This window comes from Sphingomonas sp. Leaf33, from assembly GCF_001421785.1.
GTDB lineage: Bacteria > Pseudomonadota > Alphaproteobacteria > Sphingomonadales > Sphingomonadaceae > Sphingomonas.
This window is the reverse complement of sequence record NZ_LMLB01000001.1, coordinates 1,113,576-1,129,774: the sequence shown is the minus strand read 5'-3', so window position 1 is coordinate 1,129,774 and position 16,199 is coordinate 1,113,576. Positions and strand designations below refer to the sequence as shown.

15 protein-coding genes are annotated in these 16,199 nt (G+C 65.8%); 5 read left to right on the top strand and 10 right to left on the bottom strand.

Annotated elements, in window-relative coordinates; all coding sequences use genetic code 11:
* Positions 1-50: 50 nt before the first annotated feature.
* From mce to ASE86_RS05595, 4 genes are read right to left on the bottom strand one after another with little or no spacing between them, the layout of a single operon-like run.
* A complete protein-coding gene (mce, locus tag ASE86_RS05610; RefSeq protein ID WP_056423472.1) occupies positions 51-470 on the bottom strand; it encodes a methylmalonyl-CoA epimerase in 420 nt (139 codons plus the stop codon).
* Positions 467-679, bottom strand: coding sequence for a hypothetical protein (locus tag ASE86_RS05605; protein ID WP_056423469.1), 213 nt, complete (start codon positions 677-679; stop codon positions 467-469). The genes mce and ASE86_RS05605 overlap by 4 nt, the downstream gene beginning before the upstream one ends.
* A complete protein-coding gene (locus ASE86_RS05600; RefSeq protein ID WP_056423467.1) occupies positions 676-963 on the bottom strand; it encodes a hypothetical protein in 288 nt (95 codons plus the stop codon). The genes ASE86_RS05605 and ASE86_RS05600 overlap by 4 nt, the downstream gene beginning before the upstream one ends.
* A 43-nt stretch (positions 964-1,006) precedes the next feature.
* Positions 1,007-2,533, bottom strand: coding sequence for an acyl-CoA carboxylase subunit beta (locus ASE86_RS05595; protein WP_056423463.1), 1,527 nt, complete (start codon positions 2,531-2,533; stop codon positions 1,007-1,009).
* A gap of 116 nt (positions 2,534-2,649) precedes the next feature.
* Here ASE86_RS05595 and ASE86_RS05590 point away from each other — a divergent pair, with 116 nt between their 5' ends.
* Entirely contained in the window at positions 2,650-4,041 is a 1,392-nt protein-coding gene (locus ASE86_RS05590) for a helix-turn-helix domain-containing protein (protein ID WP_056423460.1), read from the top strand.
* Here the strand turns inward: ASE86_RS05590 and ASE86_RS05585 are convergent.
* The 6 genes from ASE86_RS05585 to rhmD all read right to left on the bottom strand — a co-directional run bounded on the left by ASE86_RS05585 (position 4,026) and on the right by rhmD (position 12,237).
* Positions 4,026-4,391: a DUF6491 family protein gene (locus ASE86_RS05585; protein ID WP_056423458.1), complete on the bottom strand. Its 366-nt coding sequence runs from the start codon at positions 4,389-4,391 to the stop codon at positions 4,026-4,028. The genes ASE86_RS05590 and ASE86_RS05585 overlap by 16 nt on opposite strands.
* A 59-nt stretch (positions 4,392-4,450) precedes the next feature.
* The gene (locus ASE86_RS05580; protein WP_056423455.1) at positions 4,451-8,185 is read right to left on the bottom strand and encodes a TonB-dependent receptor; all 3,735 of its coding nucleotides are present in this window, start codon (positions 8,183-8,185) and stop codon (positions 4,451-4,453) included.
* A 164-nt stretch (positions 8,186-8,349) separates the two neighbouring features.
* Positions 8,350-9,255 carry an amidohydrolase family protein gene (locus ASE86_RS05575; protein ID WP_056423452.1) on the bottom strand — a complete coding sequence of 302 codons (906 nt, stop codon included), beginning with the start codon at positions 9,253-9,255 and terminating at the stop codon, positions 8,350-8,352.
* 177 nt (positions 9,256-9,432) lie between these two features.
* Positions 9,433-10,176: an SDR family NAD(P)-dependent oxidoreductase gene (locus tag ASE86_RS05570; RefSeq protein ID WP_056423448.1), complete on the bottom strand. Its 744-nt coding sequence runs from the start codon at positions 10,174-10,176 to the stop codon at positions 9,433-9,435.
* Positions 10,173-11,030 (bottom strand): fumarylacetoacetate hydrolase family protein, encoded by an 858-nt coding sequence (locus ASE86_RS05565; protein ID WP_056423445.1) that lies wholly within the window; start codon positions 11,028-11,030, stop codon positions 10,173-10,175. Before ASE86_RS05565 ends, ASE86_RS05570 begins: the two co-directional genes overlap by 4 nt.
* Positions 11,031-11,043: 13 nt before the next feature.
* Positions 11,044-12,237, bottom strand: coding sequence for an L-rhamnonate dehydratase (gene rhmD / locus ASE86_RS05560; RefSeq protein WP_235523998.1), 1,194 nt, complete (start codon positions 12,235-12,237; stop codon positions 11,044-11,046).
* 190 nt (positions 12,238-12,427) lie between these two features.
* Between rhmD and ASE86_RS05555 the strand changes: the two genes are divergently transcribed.
* From ASE86_RS05555 to ASE86_RS05540, 4 genes are all read left to right on the top strand, one after another.
* A complete protein-coding gene (locus ASE86_RS05555; protein ID WP_056423440.1) occupies positions 12,428-13,249 on the top strand; it encodes an IclR family transcriptional regulator in 822 nt (273 codons plus the stop codon).
* A 107-nt stretch (positions 13,250-13,356) separates the two neighbouring features.
* Positions 13,357-14,121 (top strand): SDR family NAD(P)-dependent oxidoreductase, encoded by a 765-nt coding sequence (locus ASE86_RS05550; RefSeq protein ID WP_056423435.1) that lies wholly within the window; start codon positions 13,357-13,359, stop codon positions 14,119-14,121.
* The gene (locus ASE86_RS05545; protein ID WP_056423429.1) at positions 14,118-14,969 is read left to right on the top strand and encodes a rhamnogalacturonan acetylesterase; all 852 of its coding nucleotides are present in this window, start codon (positions 14,118-14,120) and stop codon (positions 14,967-14,969) included. The genes ASE86_RS05550 and ASE86_RS05545 overlap by 4 nt, the downstream gene beginning before the upstream one ends.
* A gap of 101 nt (positions 14,970-15,070) precedes the next feature.
* The coding region (locus tag ASE86_RS05540) for an alpha-L-arabinofuranosidase C-terminal domain-containing protein (RefSeq protein ID WP_235523997.1) at positions 15,071-16,199 on the top strand (1,129 nt) is incomplete at its 3' end.

Sequence of the window (16,199 nt, the reverse complement as noted above, 5' to 3'; positions counted from 1 at the left end):
CGCGCGCTGTCCTCTGTAACTCTAGGCTCCCGCCTGCGCGGGAGCACCGGTCAGTGTTGGTCACGCGGCGTCTCCATGATCTCGGTCAGCACCCCGCCCATGTCTTTCGGATGCACGAAGAAGATCGGCGTGCCATGCGCGCCGATCCGGGGCTCGCCGAGCACCTTCGCGCCCTTCCCTCGGAACCACGCCAGCGCCGCCTGGATATCCGGCACTTCGTAGCAGAGGTGATGCTGCCCCCCGGCCGGGTTCTTCTCCAGGAACGCGCGGATCGGCGAGGCGTCGCCCAGCGGCTCGACCAGCTCGATCTGCGTGTTCGGCGTATCGACGAAACACACCCGCACGCCCTGCGCGGGCAGGTCGAACGGTTCGCCGATCGATGTCGCGCCCATCACGTCGCGGTAGAAGGCGACGCTGGCGTCGATCGACGGCGTAGCGATGCCGATGTGGTTGAGGCGGCCGAGTTTCATTCTTCGAGCCGCCGTTGACGCGTCGCCATTGCCGCCCCTTCGATGATGCCTTCCAAGCGGCTGACCCGATCGCGAACATTCGCAAGCGCGTCGGTCAAGCCCTCCATGTCGGCTGCCATTCCCTTCATCCGCTGATCGAGTTGATCGATGCGGGATTGCATCAGGATGACTTGCCGGATGGCACTGACCGCATCGCCGAAAATGCTCATTTGCGAACGCCTGCTTCGCGCAGAAACGCATCGACCTTGCGATGCGTGCGATCCATCGTCTCGATCATACTATCCAGCGACGCCCGCATTTTCGGGATCGCTTCGTTCGCCTGCTGCACAAGAACGGCGAGTTCGGCTTCCTCTTCGGCAGTCGGCTGGCCGATATATTGGCTCGATGCCTCACGCAGCACATGCCCGACGGATTGGCCATTGCTGGCGGCGTAGGCGTCTAGCGCCGCTTTATGGTCGCGGGTGGTCAGGAAGGTCACACGTTCGGTCTGCATCGCACTCTCCTTCCCATGTCATTATAATGTGCAGGCGATGTGCTCACAACGGGATATTGTCATGCTTCTTCCACGGGTTCTCTAGGCTCTTTCCCCGCAGCTTGCGCAGCCCCAGCGCGATCCGCCGCCGCGTGGAGTGCGGCATGATGACCTCGTCGATGAAGCCCTTCGACGCGGCGACGAACGGGTTGGCGAAGCGCGCCTCGTACTGCTGGGTCCGCTCGGCGATCTCCTCGGGCGTCTTGCCGCGGAAGATGATCTCCACCGCGCCCTTTGCGCCCATCACCGCGATTTCTGCCGTAGGCCAGGCGTAGTTGAGGTCGCCGCGCAAATGCTTCGACGCCATCACGTCATACGCGCCGCCGTACGCCTTGCGGGTGATGACCGTCAGCTTCGGGACCGTCGCCTCGGCATAGGCATAGAGCAATTTGGCGCCGTGCTTGATGATCCCCGAATGCTCCTGCGCGACGCCGGGCAGGAAGCCGGGGACGTCGACGAAGGTGACGATCGGGATTTCGAACGCATCGCAGAAGCGGACGAACCGCGCAGCCTTTTTGGAGGACGCGATGTCGAGCACGCCGGCCAGCACCATCGGCTGGTTGGCGACGATGCCGACGCTGTGACCCTCGATCCGGCCGAAGCCGCAGATGATGTTGGCGGCGTGGGCCGGCTGGACCTCAAAGAAGTCGCTCTCGTCGACGACCTTCCGGATCAGCTCGTGCATGTCGTACGGCTGGTTGGCGCTCGCAGGGATCAGCGTATCGAGGCTGTCGATCGTCCGGTCCCACGGGTCGTCGGTCGGCCGCACCGGCGGCGCCTCGCGATTGGAGGCGGGAAGGAAGTCCACGAAGTCGCGGGCCGCGAGCAGCGCCTCGATGTCATTGTCGAAGGCCACGTCAGCGACCCCCGACTTCGTGGTATGCGTCACCGCTCCGCCCAAATCCTCCTGCGTGACGATCTCGTTGGTAACGGTCTTCACTACATCGGGCCCGGTGACGAACATGTACGATGAATCCTTCACCATGAAGATGAAGTCGGTCATCGCTGGAGAGTAGACGGCGCCGCCCGCGCACGGCCCCATGATGAGGCTGAGCTGGGGCACGACGCCGGAAGCAAGCACGTTGCGCTGGAACACTTCGGCATAGCCGCCGAGGCTGGCGACACCTTCCTGGATGCGCGCGCCGCCGGAGTCGTTCAGGCCGATGACGGGCGCGCCGACGCGCATCGCCATGTCCATGATCTTGCAGATCTTCTCCGCGTGGCGCTCCGACAGGGAGCCGCCGAAGACGGTGAAGTCCTGGCTGAACACGAACACCAGCCGGCCGTTGATCGTGCCGCTGCCGGTGACGACACCGTCGCCGGGGACGCGCTGGTCCTCCATGCCGAAGTCGACGCAATTGTGTTCGACGAACATGTCGAGCTCTTCGAAGCTGCCATGGTCGAGCAGCACGTCCAGCCGCTCGCGCGCGGTCAGCTTGCCCTTGGCGTGCTGGGCGGCAATCCGCTTCTCGCCGCCACCCTGGCGGGCGGCTTCACGGCGGCGTTCGAGTTCCTCGATGGTCGACGACATGCGCGCTCCTTCTTGCGGACCTCCTCTGGTTGGAGCGGGACGCAGAGGCAAATGCAATGTTGCAAAATCGCCCACTCCCTATTTGCAAACCCACCCCGTTCGTGCTGACGTGCAGTATGCCGATCGTCAAACGCCGCCTGTTCGCCGGCCCCGAAGTCCGTGCGCTGCGCCTTCAGGTCGGCGCTAGCCAGGCGCAGTTGGCCGCGACGCTCGCCATCTCGGTGCCCTATCTCTCACAGATCGAGAGTAACGACCGCCCGCTGACCGGGCCCGTTCTGCTCGCCCTCGCCCGTGCGTACCCGGACGACTGGGCCGGGATCACCGGGGTCGACGAACCGCTGCTGGTCGCCGCCGCGACCGCGGGGGGCGATCCGAGCATCGCCGCACCGGTGGCGGAGGACGTGCTGCGCCGCGCGGTCGAGCAGCAGCCGCAGGTCGCGCGGCGGCTGGTCGCGGTGCACGAGGCCTATCGCCGCAGCCAGGAACAACTCCGCCTGCTCGACGACACGGTGGGCGCCGGCACCGGCGACACCAGCCGCCTGCCCTGGGAGGAAGTGCGCGACTGGTTCCATGCCGAGGGCAACTACATCGACCCGCTCGACCGCGCGGCGGAAGGCTTGGCGGGCGAGATCGGCACCGGCACCCCGGCGCTGGCCGAGCGATTGCGGGCGCGGCATGGCGTATCGATCGACACGGTCGATACCGGGGGACGGCAGTTGCGGGCGTTTGATGCCGACGCCCGCCGCCTGGCGCTCGACAGCGCGCTGCCGCCCGAAAGCCTGGCGTTCCTGCTCGCCCACACGCTCGTCCGGCTGGAGATGGCCGACGCGATCGCGGCGACGATCACCGGCGCGGGCCTGAGGTTCGACGCATCGCGTGGGCTGCTCGCGGTGGGCCTCGCCAACTATGCTGCGGGGGCGCTGACGATGCCCTATGCCGAATTCCGCGCGGCCGCAGTGGGCCTGCGGCACGACATCGACCGGCTGCGGCGGCGGTTCGGGGTAAGTTTCGAACAGGCGTGCCACCGCCTGTCGACGCTCCAGCGGCCGGGCGCGGCGGGCATTCCGCTGTTCTTCCTGCGCATCGACATGGCGGGGAACATCACCAAGCGCCACTCCGCCACCCGCCTGCAATTCGCCCGCTTCGGCGGCGCGTGTCCGCTGTGGGTGGTGCACGAAGCGGTCGCGATCCCCGACCGCATCCTGGTGCAGCGCGCCGAGATGCCCGATGGCACCCGCTACGTCTCGATGGCCAAGGGGCTGGTGAAGCCGTCCGCCAGCTACGCGCGTCCCCCGCGGCGCTATGCGGTGGCGCTGGGGTGCGAGGAGGCGGATGCGGCGGACTTCATCTACGCCGATGGCCTGTCCGCGCAGGCCCCGACCCCGATCGGCATGAGCTGCCGCATCTGCCCGCGCACCGACTGCGACCAGCGCGCCTTCCCGCCGGCCGGAACGACGCTGAGCATCGATCCCGATGTCCGGCCGGTCGTACCCTACGGCTTCGGCTGATCGGGCAGGCGACGGACGCTGGTGACGAGACACGTCCGCCCGCCCCGGCCGGACGCATCGGGGACGAAGATCTCGGCTGGTCGTCCCGGACAGATCGCTTGCCCGCCGCGCGGCCGGATCGCGATGGCGAGCGCCCAGTCGACATCCGGACACCCGCGCGACAGGTCCAGCGCCCAGCGTTCCCTCGTGCCGATGCGGACGACCGCCGTGTCGGGGCCGCTGTCGGAGAACCCGCTAACCTGGCTGGGCCAGAAGCAGGCAGGCGCTGCGGTGGCGACAGGCGGCGAACGATCGTCGCCCGCGCACCCGGCTAGGATCAGCAGGCACGACCAGCCCAGGCATCTACGCATCGTCGCCTCCAGGAAAGCGAACCGGGCACCCCTGTCAGGATGCCCGGCCCCTCGATCGATCAGCGTCGTCCGTTCGGCGCGCCGAACCGCAGGCTGGCGCCGGCCAGCACGCGGAACCCGCCGTAGGACAGCTTCATGATCTTGGGCGTACCGTCGGCAAAGTCGGTATAGCCGCCCGTCGAGATCGTCTGCGCTTCCCGGGTCAGGTTACGACCCTCGACGTAGATCTGGGCATTGCGCGTCAGATTGTACGACATCTTGGCGTCGATGAAGGTCGTCCCATCGATGAACTGTGGTACCCCGGGGTTCCAGCCCGGGCCGACCAGGCGAACGTTGGACCACTGTTCACCCGGATAATTGATGTCGTTGCCGTTGGTCGCGCCGCATGGCGTGATGCAGCTGAACCGCGACGCACGCTTCTGGTAAGCGACACGCATATTGAACTTGCCGTCGTCGTACCACAGCGATGCGTTGATATAGTATTTCGACTCGTTTGGTGGCGCCATGATATCGCCGGTCAACGGATCCTGCTGGCCCGCCGATGTGGCAGAACTCAGGATCGAGACATTGGCATCGGCACCGGTATACCGAAGAAACCAGGGCAGGAATGTGAACGCGGTCTTGGCCTGGAATTCAAGAATGCTGCGCTTGTAGCCCGGACCGTTGATGTACGTGGGATAGGTGAAGGTCAGGTCGGACAGCGGCTGGCCGGTCGACGGATCGGTCGCCGGGCTGCCGGCGAACGGACTGCCGGTAAGCGAGAATGCGATCGGCTGACCGATCTTGACGTCAAGCGTGCCGTATGTCGCCGACAGCAGCGTATCCTTGTTGACGTACCATTCGATCGACGCGTTGTAATTCCACGCGGTGAACGGCTTCAGGCCCGGGTTGCCGACACGACCGGTGCAATCGAACTCGTCGTCGGCCGGATTACGCTCGTCATAGACGGTGCAGGTACCGCCCGGAATGATGCGATCGACGGCTGGCTGTGCCACCGTCTTGCCGCCGTACAGACGCAGGACGACCTGGTCACCGAAACCCCAGAAATTGAGGTTCGCGGACGGCAGCCAGTCGGTCGTGCTTGCCCTGAAGTTGGAATTTCCGGAATAGCTCTGCGTGAAGATGCCGGTCGCGACATTCGGGTTGTTGGGATCGTAGCTCGCCGTCGTACGGATGACGTTCAGCGTCTGGAACCCGGCCGTCTTGCGCTTGGTGAAGACACCGCGGACACCGAAATTGCCGTCGAAGCGAACCCCGAGCGGCAGGCGCTGCTCGAAATCGAACGTCGCATACACGTTCTTGATCGTCTCGTCCGCGCGCTGGAGCGGCTGGTCGTACACCTTGCCGTCGCTGCCGACGCAGGTGATCAGGCAGTCGGTGTTGATGAATTGCGATGCGCCAAGCGCTGCGAACAGCTCGTCGGTGCGGATGCCCTGCCACGACGGCGGAAGGTTACCGCGATTGGGCAGATCGCCGAAATATGCCGAGTCCGCAGGCTCCAGCGTCCGTTCGAACAGAGCGCGGAGGTCTGCCGGCGTCAGCGTATCGACGCCCGATCGCACGTTCAGCGGATTGGTGCTGGGGACGAAGCCATAGTTGCACGACAGACCGCCCGCCGCCGCCGAACCGGCCGTGGGCTCGCAGGCACGGAAGCTGCCGCGGACCTGCGCCGTCGGGACGATGACCGCAGGAACATAGCCGGGCTGCCCGAACGTCCCGACCTGGCTGACCGCGGTATAGCCACCAGCGTCCCAGCGCTTGATCAGGCTCTTGCGATACTGCCCGCCGACCTTAACGCGCGTGATGAACGGCAGGAGGTCCCGCGTGCGGTAGGTCACGTCCGCCTTCGCGCTGGCTTCGCTAGAGATGCCGAGGCGCGGCGAATATTGCACGTTGAAGCTGGGCGTCGTCAGCGGCAGCTGCGAAACCAGATATGCCGGCGACGCCGGATTGTTGGCGCTCGCCGCCACGGCGTTCTGGCCGATGCACGTCGCGGGGTTGGTGCCGCCGGAAACGCACGCGGCCGGGCGCAGCTGCACAAAATTGGCGGGATCGGTTTCGTTATAGCCGGCCGGTAGCTCGATATCCCACAGCCCGTTCGGCTGAAGCTTGATGGTCGAGGTGCCATAAGTGTAGGACCGGTTGGTACGCTGGTCACCGCGCGATGCGTCCGCCCGCGTGTACCCGCCCCACACGTCGATATCCAGGCGCTGGCTGCGCCACTCGGCGCCGGTCTGTACGTACTTGGTCTTGCTGTCGATCGTATTCTCGATCTGATCGATCGTGACCGAATTGTTGGTCAGCGTCATCGCCGTCACGTTATGCTTCGCATCGACGGTAACGCTGCCGGGAACGACGTTCAGGACCTGGCCGAACGCCGGTCGCACCGCCGAAAAGCCTGGAGCCCCGGACAGCCCCGTTACCGAGCTCAGGCCATATTGCGGATCGAACAGCGCATAGCCGGCCGGGGCGTTCGGTGAAACGGCCCGCGTGACCGTGCCGTTGGCGTTCACCGTGTCGACGAAGGTACCGGCGACGTTCTGAGCGAACATCGTCAACGGGCTGCGGCTGCGGTTCTGGTCATGGACCAGACGGTTGGCGATCGTTCCCTTGGCAAAGATCGTCAGGTTACGGCTCGCCTTGAAATCGACGCGCGCGTCGACGCCATACCGCTGGTCCGTCTGCGTGTTGACAAAATTGCGGATCAGCGACGGCGTGTAGTCGTTCCATTGATTGAGGCAGGTCTGCTGCTCAAGAATGCGCTGCGTCCTCGGCGCATTGGCCGCCGCATTCTGGTTCGCGGTGGGTGCTGGCAAGACCGGGAAGATCGAGAGACATTCCGCCTTCGTCCGCGCACCGGCGGCAAGTGCCACGAGTTCGCGCGGGGTCAGCGAGGTACCGTCCGGCGCCGTGCTGTTGGCGAAGGGCACGTCCGCCGCGTCGGTGCCGACCGTCGCCGGGTTAAAGCTGAACGTCTTTTCCGGCGACTGGTCAAAATCGAACAGGCGCGCGTAGCCGTTGCGACCGCTGGTCGTATTCTCGTAATTGTGACCGTTGTTCTGAATCTTCTGGTAATTGCCGCTGACGATCACGCCGACACGATCGTTGAAGAATTTGCGCGAGGCGACACCGTTGAAGTCCGGCGTCCATTTCTTGCCGAGCGAATTGGCCTGGGCACCCGCGCGCAGCGAAAAATACGGCTTCGCGAAATCGAGACCGGTTCGCGTCTTGATCTGCACCGTCCCGCCCAGACCGCCTTCGGTCATGTCGGCGGTGGAGCCCTTGACGATATCGACACTCTTGATGAGGTCGGCGGGCAATTCGCGCAGATCCGCGCCGCGGCTGCTCTGGCCGGTGATTGCGAGGTTGGTGGTGCCCTGCACCCCGATCCCGTCCAGTTCCACACGCGTCAGGTCCGGGCCGTTGCCGCGGATCGCGACGCCGTCGCCTTCGCCGAATTCGTTGCGGCTGAGCGCGACGCCCGGCACGCGGCTGATGGCTTCGTTGACGTTGCGGTCGGGGAAGCTGCCGATGTCGTCGGCGACGATCGAATCGGTCGCGGTGCGGGCGTCCTTCTTGCGCTGGTTGGCGCTCTGCTGGCTGGCGCGCGAGCCGACGACCAGGACTTCCTGCGACGTCGCATCCTCTTCAACGGCAGCGCCGCTGGTGGTCGGCGCGGTGGTGGTCGACTGGGCTGCGGCCTGGCTGGAGCCGAACGCGAGCACCAAGCTCAATGCCATCCAGGACGTCGTGGCAACTGCCCCCCGGCGTCGCACGGTAAAACGATCGGTCATGCCCCTCTCCCGCTAAATCCCTGATTACCCGGCTGTCCTCGCCGGTAAACAACCTTCCCATTATTTGGGAATTGACTGCATATCGTGAGATACCACTTTAGTCAGACAATTGCAATGCCGTCGCTGATGCGGGTGCGTGCCGACTTATCGATCGAGATCAAGGGTCAGCCGAGATCAAGGGTCAGCCGGTATAGCCGGTTCGCGGTGCCGGCAAACAGGGCGCGGCGATCGGCGGCGGCGAAATCGGCGGTGATCGCGTCATAGGCTTCTAGGTGGCGGGCGAAACTGCCGAACAATTTGTCGGTCGGGAAGTCGCTGGCGACCATCGCGCGCGCCGGCCCGAAGATGTCGATCGCCTCCAGCACATAGGCGCGCGCCTGGGGCAGCGACCACGGCCGATGCGTGAAGCCCATGCCCGACAGTTTCGTCGCGACGTTGGGCAGGCGGCCGAGCGCACGCATACCGCTGCGCCAGACGTCCCATTCCTGCGGAACCGCCATGCCGGTGTGGTTGACGATGACCTGCGTCTCGGGATGCCGCGCGATGATGTCGGCGAGGTGCGCGAACTGCCCCGGATAGGCCTGGAGATCGAAGCTGAGGCCGTATTTGCCGAGCAGCGCGAAGCCGCGGGCCCAGGCGTGGTCACGGGTCACGTCGCGCGGGGTGTAGGTGCGCCGCTGGTCGGCGTGCCAGTTGACGATGTGGCGGATGCCGCGGACGTTGGGCCGCGCGGCGTGCGCGGCGAGCAGGCGCTCGACATCCGGGTCCGACAGGTCGGCGAAGGCGACGATCGCGTTCGGCATCCCGCGCGTGTCGGCCTGGGCCTGGAGCCAGTCCGTTTCTCGCAGCGCATCCGCCGGGTCGGCGCCGGCATCGACATGGACGATACCGCGGACGTCCCACCCTTTCGCATCGGCCAGATAGTCGTCGAGGAGGTAGTTTCGCGCGATCGGCTCGACGCTGCCGTTGGGGCCGTCGTCGGCGAACGGCGGGGTCAGCCACGGGTAGCGGATGTGGCTGAGGTCCCACAGGTGGACGTGCGCGTCGATGAAGGGGAGCTTGTCGGTCATTTATAATCCCCTCCCGGCTATCAGATCGGGTGCGAGCCCACCCCAATCCGTTCGGGCTGAGCCTGTCGAAGCCCTGCCCTTCTTCTCGCTCGATCGTCCGCGGCACGAAGGTTAAAGGCAGCCCTTCGACAAGCTCAGGGCGAACGGGGTAAGTTTGGTCCCGCCCCCTTCCCCCGATCAATATGTCGTCCGGCCACCCGACGTGTCGAAGGTGCTGGCGGTCGTGAAGCTGCATTCCTCGCTCGCCATGAAGCACGCCATCGCCGCGCTTTCGTGGACTTCGCCGAGGCGCCCCATCGGGATCTTTGAGCGCATGTAGTCGACCTGGCTCTGCGGCAGCTGCGCCAGGATCGGGCTTTCGAACGTCGCCGGGGTCAGCGCGTTGGCGATGATGCCCTTGCCGGCCAGTTCCTTGCCGAGCGACTTGGTGAAGCCGATCACGCCCGCCTTCGTCGCCGAATAGGCCGATGCGTTGGGATTACCTTCCTTGCCTGCAACCGACGCCACGTTGACGATGCGGCCATAGCCGTGTCCCAGCATGTGCGGCACGATCGCGCGGTTGCAGTAGAACAGGCCGTTCAGGTTGACGTTGACGACCTTCAGCCAGCTCTCGATCGGGAATTCGTGCACCGGGTTGGTCGCCCCGGTGATGCCGGCCGAACACATCAGCACGTCGACCCTGCCCAGCGCTGCGATGCTTTCTTCCGCCGCGGCGGCGACCGCATCGGCGTCCGACACGTCGACGTTGACGCCGTGGCAGCCAAGCGTCTCGCGCGCGGTCGCCAGGTTGCCGTTCATGTCCCACAGCGACACCTGCCCGCCTTCGGCGATGATGCGCTGCGCGACCGCATAGCCCAGGCCCGACGCGCCGCCGGTGATGACCGCGGCGCGACCCGCGAAGCGACCCGCATAGACGCTCACTTCGCCGCGTCCCAGGCGATGAAGTCCTGGCGCTGCTCGCCCAGCTTGTCGATGCCGAGTTCGACGACGTCGCCCGCCTTCAGATACCAGGGCTCGGGCTTCTGGCCCAGACCGACGCCGGGCGGCGTGCCGGTGGTGATGATGTCGCCGGGCAGCAGCGTCATGATCCGCGACAGGTAGCTGACGATCTGCGCGACCGTGAAGATCATCGTCTTCGTGTTCCCGTCCTGCACGCGCTTGCCGTTGACGGAGAGCCACATCCCGAGGTTCTGGACGTCGCCCACCTCGTCCTTCGTCACCATCCACGGGCCGACGGGGCCGAAGGTCGGGAAGCCCTTGCCCTTGTCCCAGGTCATGCCGCGTTCGGTCTGCCAGTGGCGTTCGGACACGTCGTTGACGACGCAGTAGCCGGCGACGTGGTCGAGCGCTGCGCCCTCGTCGATGCTGTGCGCCTGCGTGCCGATGACGATGCCGAGTTCGACTTCCCAGTCGGTCTTTTGGGAATCCTTCGGGATGCGGACCGGGTCGTTCGGACCCTGGATGCAGCTGACCCACTTGTTGAACACCACCGGCTCTTCCGGGATCGGCAGGTTCGATTCATGCGCGTGGTCGACATAATTCAGGCCGATCGCGACGAACTGGCGCGTGCCGGCGACGCACGGGCCGTAGCGCGGCGTGCCGTGAACCAGCGGCAGCGTCGCCGGGTCGATCGTCGACAGGTCGCTGAGCGTCTGCGGGCTGAGCGCACGCGCATCGACGTCGGCGATATAGGCGTGCAGGTCGCGGACGTTGCCATCGGCGTCGATCACGCCGGGGCGTTCCGCGCCCGGATTGCCGTAGCGGCAGAGCTTCATGGGACTGGGTTCCTCAGTGCGTATAAGGGCGGTGCATGTCGAGCGCGCGATTGAGCTCGACGCCGAAGCCGGGATTGTCGAGCGCGGAGGCGCGCAGGCGTCCGTTCTGCGGCACAGGCTCGCCGATCAATTGCGGATGGAACATCGGTACAACTTCGGTCGGGCCGGGGTGCATCATCAGATATTCGGCGAACGGCGAATTGTGCCGCGTGATGACGAAGTGATAGCTGTAGACCGACGAGCCATGCGGCACGACCATCTTGCCGCGCGCGTCGGCCAGCGCCGAGATCTTCAGCAATTCGGTCACGCCGCCGCACCAGCCCACGTCGGGCTGAATGATGTCGCAGCAGTCCATCTCCAGCAACATGCGAAAGCCCCAGCGGGTCGCTTCATGCTCGCCGGTGGTGACCAGCATCCCCTTGGGCACGTTGCGCTTCAGTTCGGCATAGCCCCAGTAATCGTCGGGGCTGATCGCTTCCTCGATCCACTTCAGGCCATGTTCGTGCGCGGCGATGGCGAGGCGCGTCGCATAGTCGACGTCGAGCGCCATCCAGCAGTCCCACATCAGCCAGAAGTCGGGGCCGCATTTCGCGCGCATGTCGGCCAGCTCGGCGATGTTCTTCTTCAGCCCCTCGATCCCCTCGGCCGGGCCATGATGGAGCGGCATCTTGCCGCCGATGAAGCCCAGCTCCCTGGCAACATCGGGGCGCGCGCCGGTCGCATAGAATTGCAGCTCGTCGCGCACGGCGCCGCCCAGCATATGATAGACCGGTTCGCCGCGCAGCTTGCCGAGCAGATCCCAGAGCGCCAGATCGACGCCCGACAGCGCGTTCACGACCAGACCCTTACGGCCGTAATATTGGGTCGAGAAGTACATCTGGTCCCAGATCTTCTCATATTCGGTCGGGCTGCGGCCTTCGAGGAAACGCGCGAGGTGCTTCTCGACGATGTAGCAGGCCGGCTCGCCGCCGGTCGTGACCGCAAAGCCGATCGTGCCGTCCTCGGCCTCGATTTCCACCACCAGAGTGCCCAGCACGTTGATGCCGAAGCTCTGCCGCGACTGGCGGTATTCGGGGTATCGGCTCATCGGCGTCGCGATGTGGTTGTCGATCCAGTGGCCGTCGCCCTGGTCGTGATAATCCGCGCCGCCGCCACGCACCGTATAGGCGCGGACATGCCTGATCTTCGACAGACCCCCTGAACCCACCGAACCCGCTCCGTCCATATATGCGCAGATTGCGCGACGATGTGAAATTTCGAGCTTGCGCCGTACCACTATATGGTACCACGGTGCACCCTGACATTGAGGAGGTGCGAGGCGTGCGCCCGAAGGCCGCAACGTTCGACATCCCCTCCGCCTGTTTACTTTCTCAATTTATGGGATAGGATATTACGAGATGGGAAGCAACACGTCAAACGACAAAGTCGGGAAAGCTGCCGGCGCGCCGGCCGTCGCCGGCAGCCAGACGCTGCTGCGCGGCCTCGACATGCTCGACAAGGTGATCGACGGGCCGGTGAAGCTGGCCGAGTTGTCGGCGCGGATGGAGCTGACGCGCTCGACAACGCACCGCCTGGCCAACGCGCTTATCAACCGCGGATTCCTGACGCACCTGCCGCGTGACGGCTATCAGCTGGGGCCGAAGCTGATCCAGCTGGGCTTCCTGGCGCAGAGCCAGGCCGATATCGTGCAGATCGCGCGCCCGCGGATCGAGGAACTGGCCGCGCAGACCGAGGACACGGTGCATCTCGGCCGCCTCGATAGCGACCAGGCGCTGTATCTCGACAAGATTCCCGGCCGTCGCCGCGTCGATATCTCCAGCCGGATCGGCGACCGTCATCCGCTGACCTCGACCGGTCTCGGCAAGGCGCTGCTGATCGACGCGCCGGAGGCGGAATGGGCCCGCGTGTTCGACGGCGAGCAGGCCGCAGGGACCGCCAAGGCCGACCGCGCCGTCTGGTTCGACCGGATGCGCGGCTATGCCGGCGCCGGCCACGCCTACGACCTCGAGGAGAACGAGGATCTGATCCGCTGCGTCGCCGCGCCCATCCGCGACGTGTCGGGCCGGATCGTCGCCGCGATCAGCGTGTCGAGCGCGGCGCAATATATGGACGACGACCGCATGACGACGCTGAGCGACGACGTGCGCGGCACCGCCGAGGCGATCAGCCGCGACCTGGGCTGGGCGCCGGGGACGAAACCGGCACGCGGGCGCAAATAGCATTTCCGTGCTCCCGCGCAGGCGGGAGCCCAGGGCCACGAGGGCCATCGCCCGTGGCTCTAGGCTCCCGCCTTTGCGGGAGCACCGTGGTTCTTGAGGAGAGTGACGTGAAGCTGTTGCAGGGCAAGACCGTGTTGGTGACCGGCGGATCGACCGGCATCGGCCGCGCCGCCGCGATCGGGGCGGCGAAGGCGGGTGCGGACGTCGCGATCAACTATCGCAGCAGCAGTGCAGAGGCCGAAAGCTGCATCGCCGAGATCGAGGCGGCGGGTGGGCGGGGTCTGGCCGTCCAAGGCGACGTCGCCGATCCGGCGGTCGCGGGCGAGTTCATCGCACGCGCAGTCGAAGCGTTCGGCAAGGTCGACGTGATGGTCAGCAACGCCGGCATCTGCCCGTTCCACAGCTTCCTCGATATGCCGGTCGAGACGGTCCAGCGGACGGTGAACGTCAACCTGCTCGGCGGCTATTTCATGTGCCAGGCCGCCGCGCGGCAGATGGTCGAACAGGGCCATGGCGGTGCGATCGTCGCGGTGTCGTCGATCTCCGCGCTGGTCGGCGGCGAATATCAGACGCATTACACGCCGACCAAGGCGGGGCTGCATTCGCTGATGCAGTCGGCCGCGATCGCGCTGGGCAAACACAACATCCGCTGCAATTCGGTGCTACCCGGCACGATCCTGACCGAAATCAACCGTGACGACCTGGCCGACCAGGACAAGCGCACGCGGATGGAGGCACGCATTCCGCTCGGGCGGCTGGGTGAAGCGGAAGATCTGGCCGGGCCGATCATCTTCCTCGCCTCCGACATGGCCTCCTACGTCACCGGCGCGGCGCTGCTGGTCGACGGCGGCGCGTTCGTGAACCTCCAGTGAGGGCGCTGCTGACCGCCGCAGCGCTGGTCGCCGCCACCGCTGCGGGCGCGCAGACGCAACTGGCGCCCGACCCCGCCCCGACGCCCACCGTCGCGCCGACGGCGGCCCCCGCCTATCCGGCGACGCGCATCCTGATCGCCAGCGATTCGACCGCGATGAGCTATGGCGCGGATCGCTATCCACAGACCGGCTGGGGCCAGATGCTCGGCTGTGGCCTGCAACCGGGTACCGACGTCGTCAATCGCGCGATCGGCGGGCGCAGCACCAAGAGCTTCATCGCCGAGGGACGCTGGGACAAACTGATGGCCGAAAGCCGCCCCGGCGACACGCTGCTGATCCAGTTCGGGCACAACGACGCCAGCAGCAACCGGCCCGAGCGCTTCGCACCGGCCGCGACGCTGTACCGCGACAATCTGCTCCGGATGATCTGGGAAGCGAAGGGTCGCGGACTGACCCCGGTGCTGGTCACGCCACCCGCCCGGCGATCGTTCCAGAACGGCCGGGCCAGGGCCGATTTCGCCGCCTACAGCAATGTCATGCGCGATCTGGTGGCGACGACGGGCGTCCCCGTGCTCGATCTGGAAGGCCGATCGCTGGCCCTGCTGGACGCGAGCGGCGAGACGGCGGCGCGCAAATACTATCTGCATCTGACGCCGGCCGACAAGGCGCCGGGCTTCCCGAGCGGCACCGACGACGACACCCATTTCAGTGAGTTCGGTGCCCGCGCGATGGCCGACATCGTCGCCGCCGAGCTGAAGGGCGCCAAGCTGCCCATATCGGAACGCGTGCTGGCGACGCGGCCCGACCTGACGCGCGCCAAGCCGTTGGGCACCACCCGCTGTCATTGATATAAACTCAGACAAAAGGGCTTTCCCTTTCCCGTTCGCTTCGACATAAAAGCTGAAACGCCATCGCATCATCTGGGAGCGAGGCGAAACGGGAGGGGACGATGCGAACACTCAACCTCGGTCTGGTCGCGGTCGCGGCGCTGGCCGTGCCGGCGGCGGTCCACGCGCAGCAGCCCGCCGTCACCGCGACGCTGACCGTTCGCGCCGATACGCCGGGTCCGAAGATCGACCGTCGCATCTTCAGCCAGTTCGCCGAACATCTGGGGACGGGCATCTACGAAGGCATCTGGGTCGGCCCGAATTCAAAGATCCCCAACACGCGGGGCTATCGCAACGACGTGATCGCCGCCCTGAAGGCACTGAAGGTCCCGGTCGTGCGCTGGCCCGGCGGCTGCTTCGCCGACGAATATCACTGGCGCGAAGGCATCGGCCCGCGTGCGGCCCGCCCGATCAAGATCAATACCCACTGGGGCGGCGTGACCGAGGACAATGCGGTCGGCACGCATGAATTCATGGACTTCGCCGAGCTGATCGGCGCGGAAGCCTATGTGTCGGGCAACGTCGGCAACGGCACCGCGCAGGAAATGGCCGAGTGGGTCGAATACATGACCGCGCCCGCCGGCACGCTCGCGGACCTGCGCGCCAAAAACGGCCGCAAGCAGCCGTGGACGCTGCCGTATTTCGGGCTGGGCAACGAACTCTGGGGCTGCGGCGGCAACATGCGTCCCGAATATGCCGCCGACCTGACGCGGCGCTATTCGACGTTCGTGAAGGTGCCCGAGGGCGTGAAGATCGCCAAGATCGCCAGCGGCGCGAACTCGGTCGACTACACCTGGACCGAAGTCATGATGCGCGACGCCAGCCGGCAGTTCGACGGCATCGGCGTGCATTACTACACGGTCCCCGGAACGTGGGGAAAGAAGGGCCCCGCGGTCGGCTTCGACGAAGAGGAATATGCCCGCACGCTCAGCAAGACGCTGCTGATGGACGAGCTGATCCGCAAGCATTCCGCAATCATGGACAAGTACGACCCGAAGAAGCGGGTCAACCTGGCGGTCGACGAATGGGGCACGTGGTACGACCCCGATCCGGGAACCAATCCCGGTTTCCTGCGCCAGCAGAACAGCATCCGCGACGCGATCGTCGCTGCCATGAACATCAACATCTTTACCCGTCATACCGACCGCGTCCGCATGACCAACATCGCGCAGATGGTGAACGTGCTGCAGG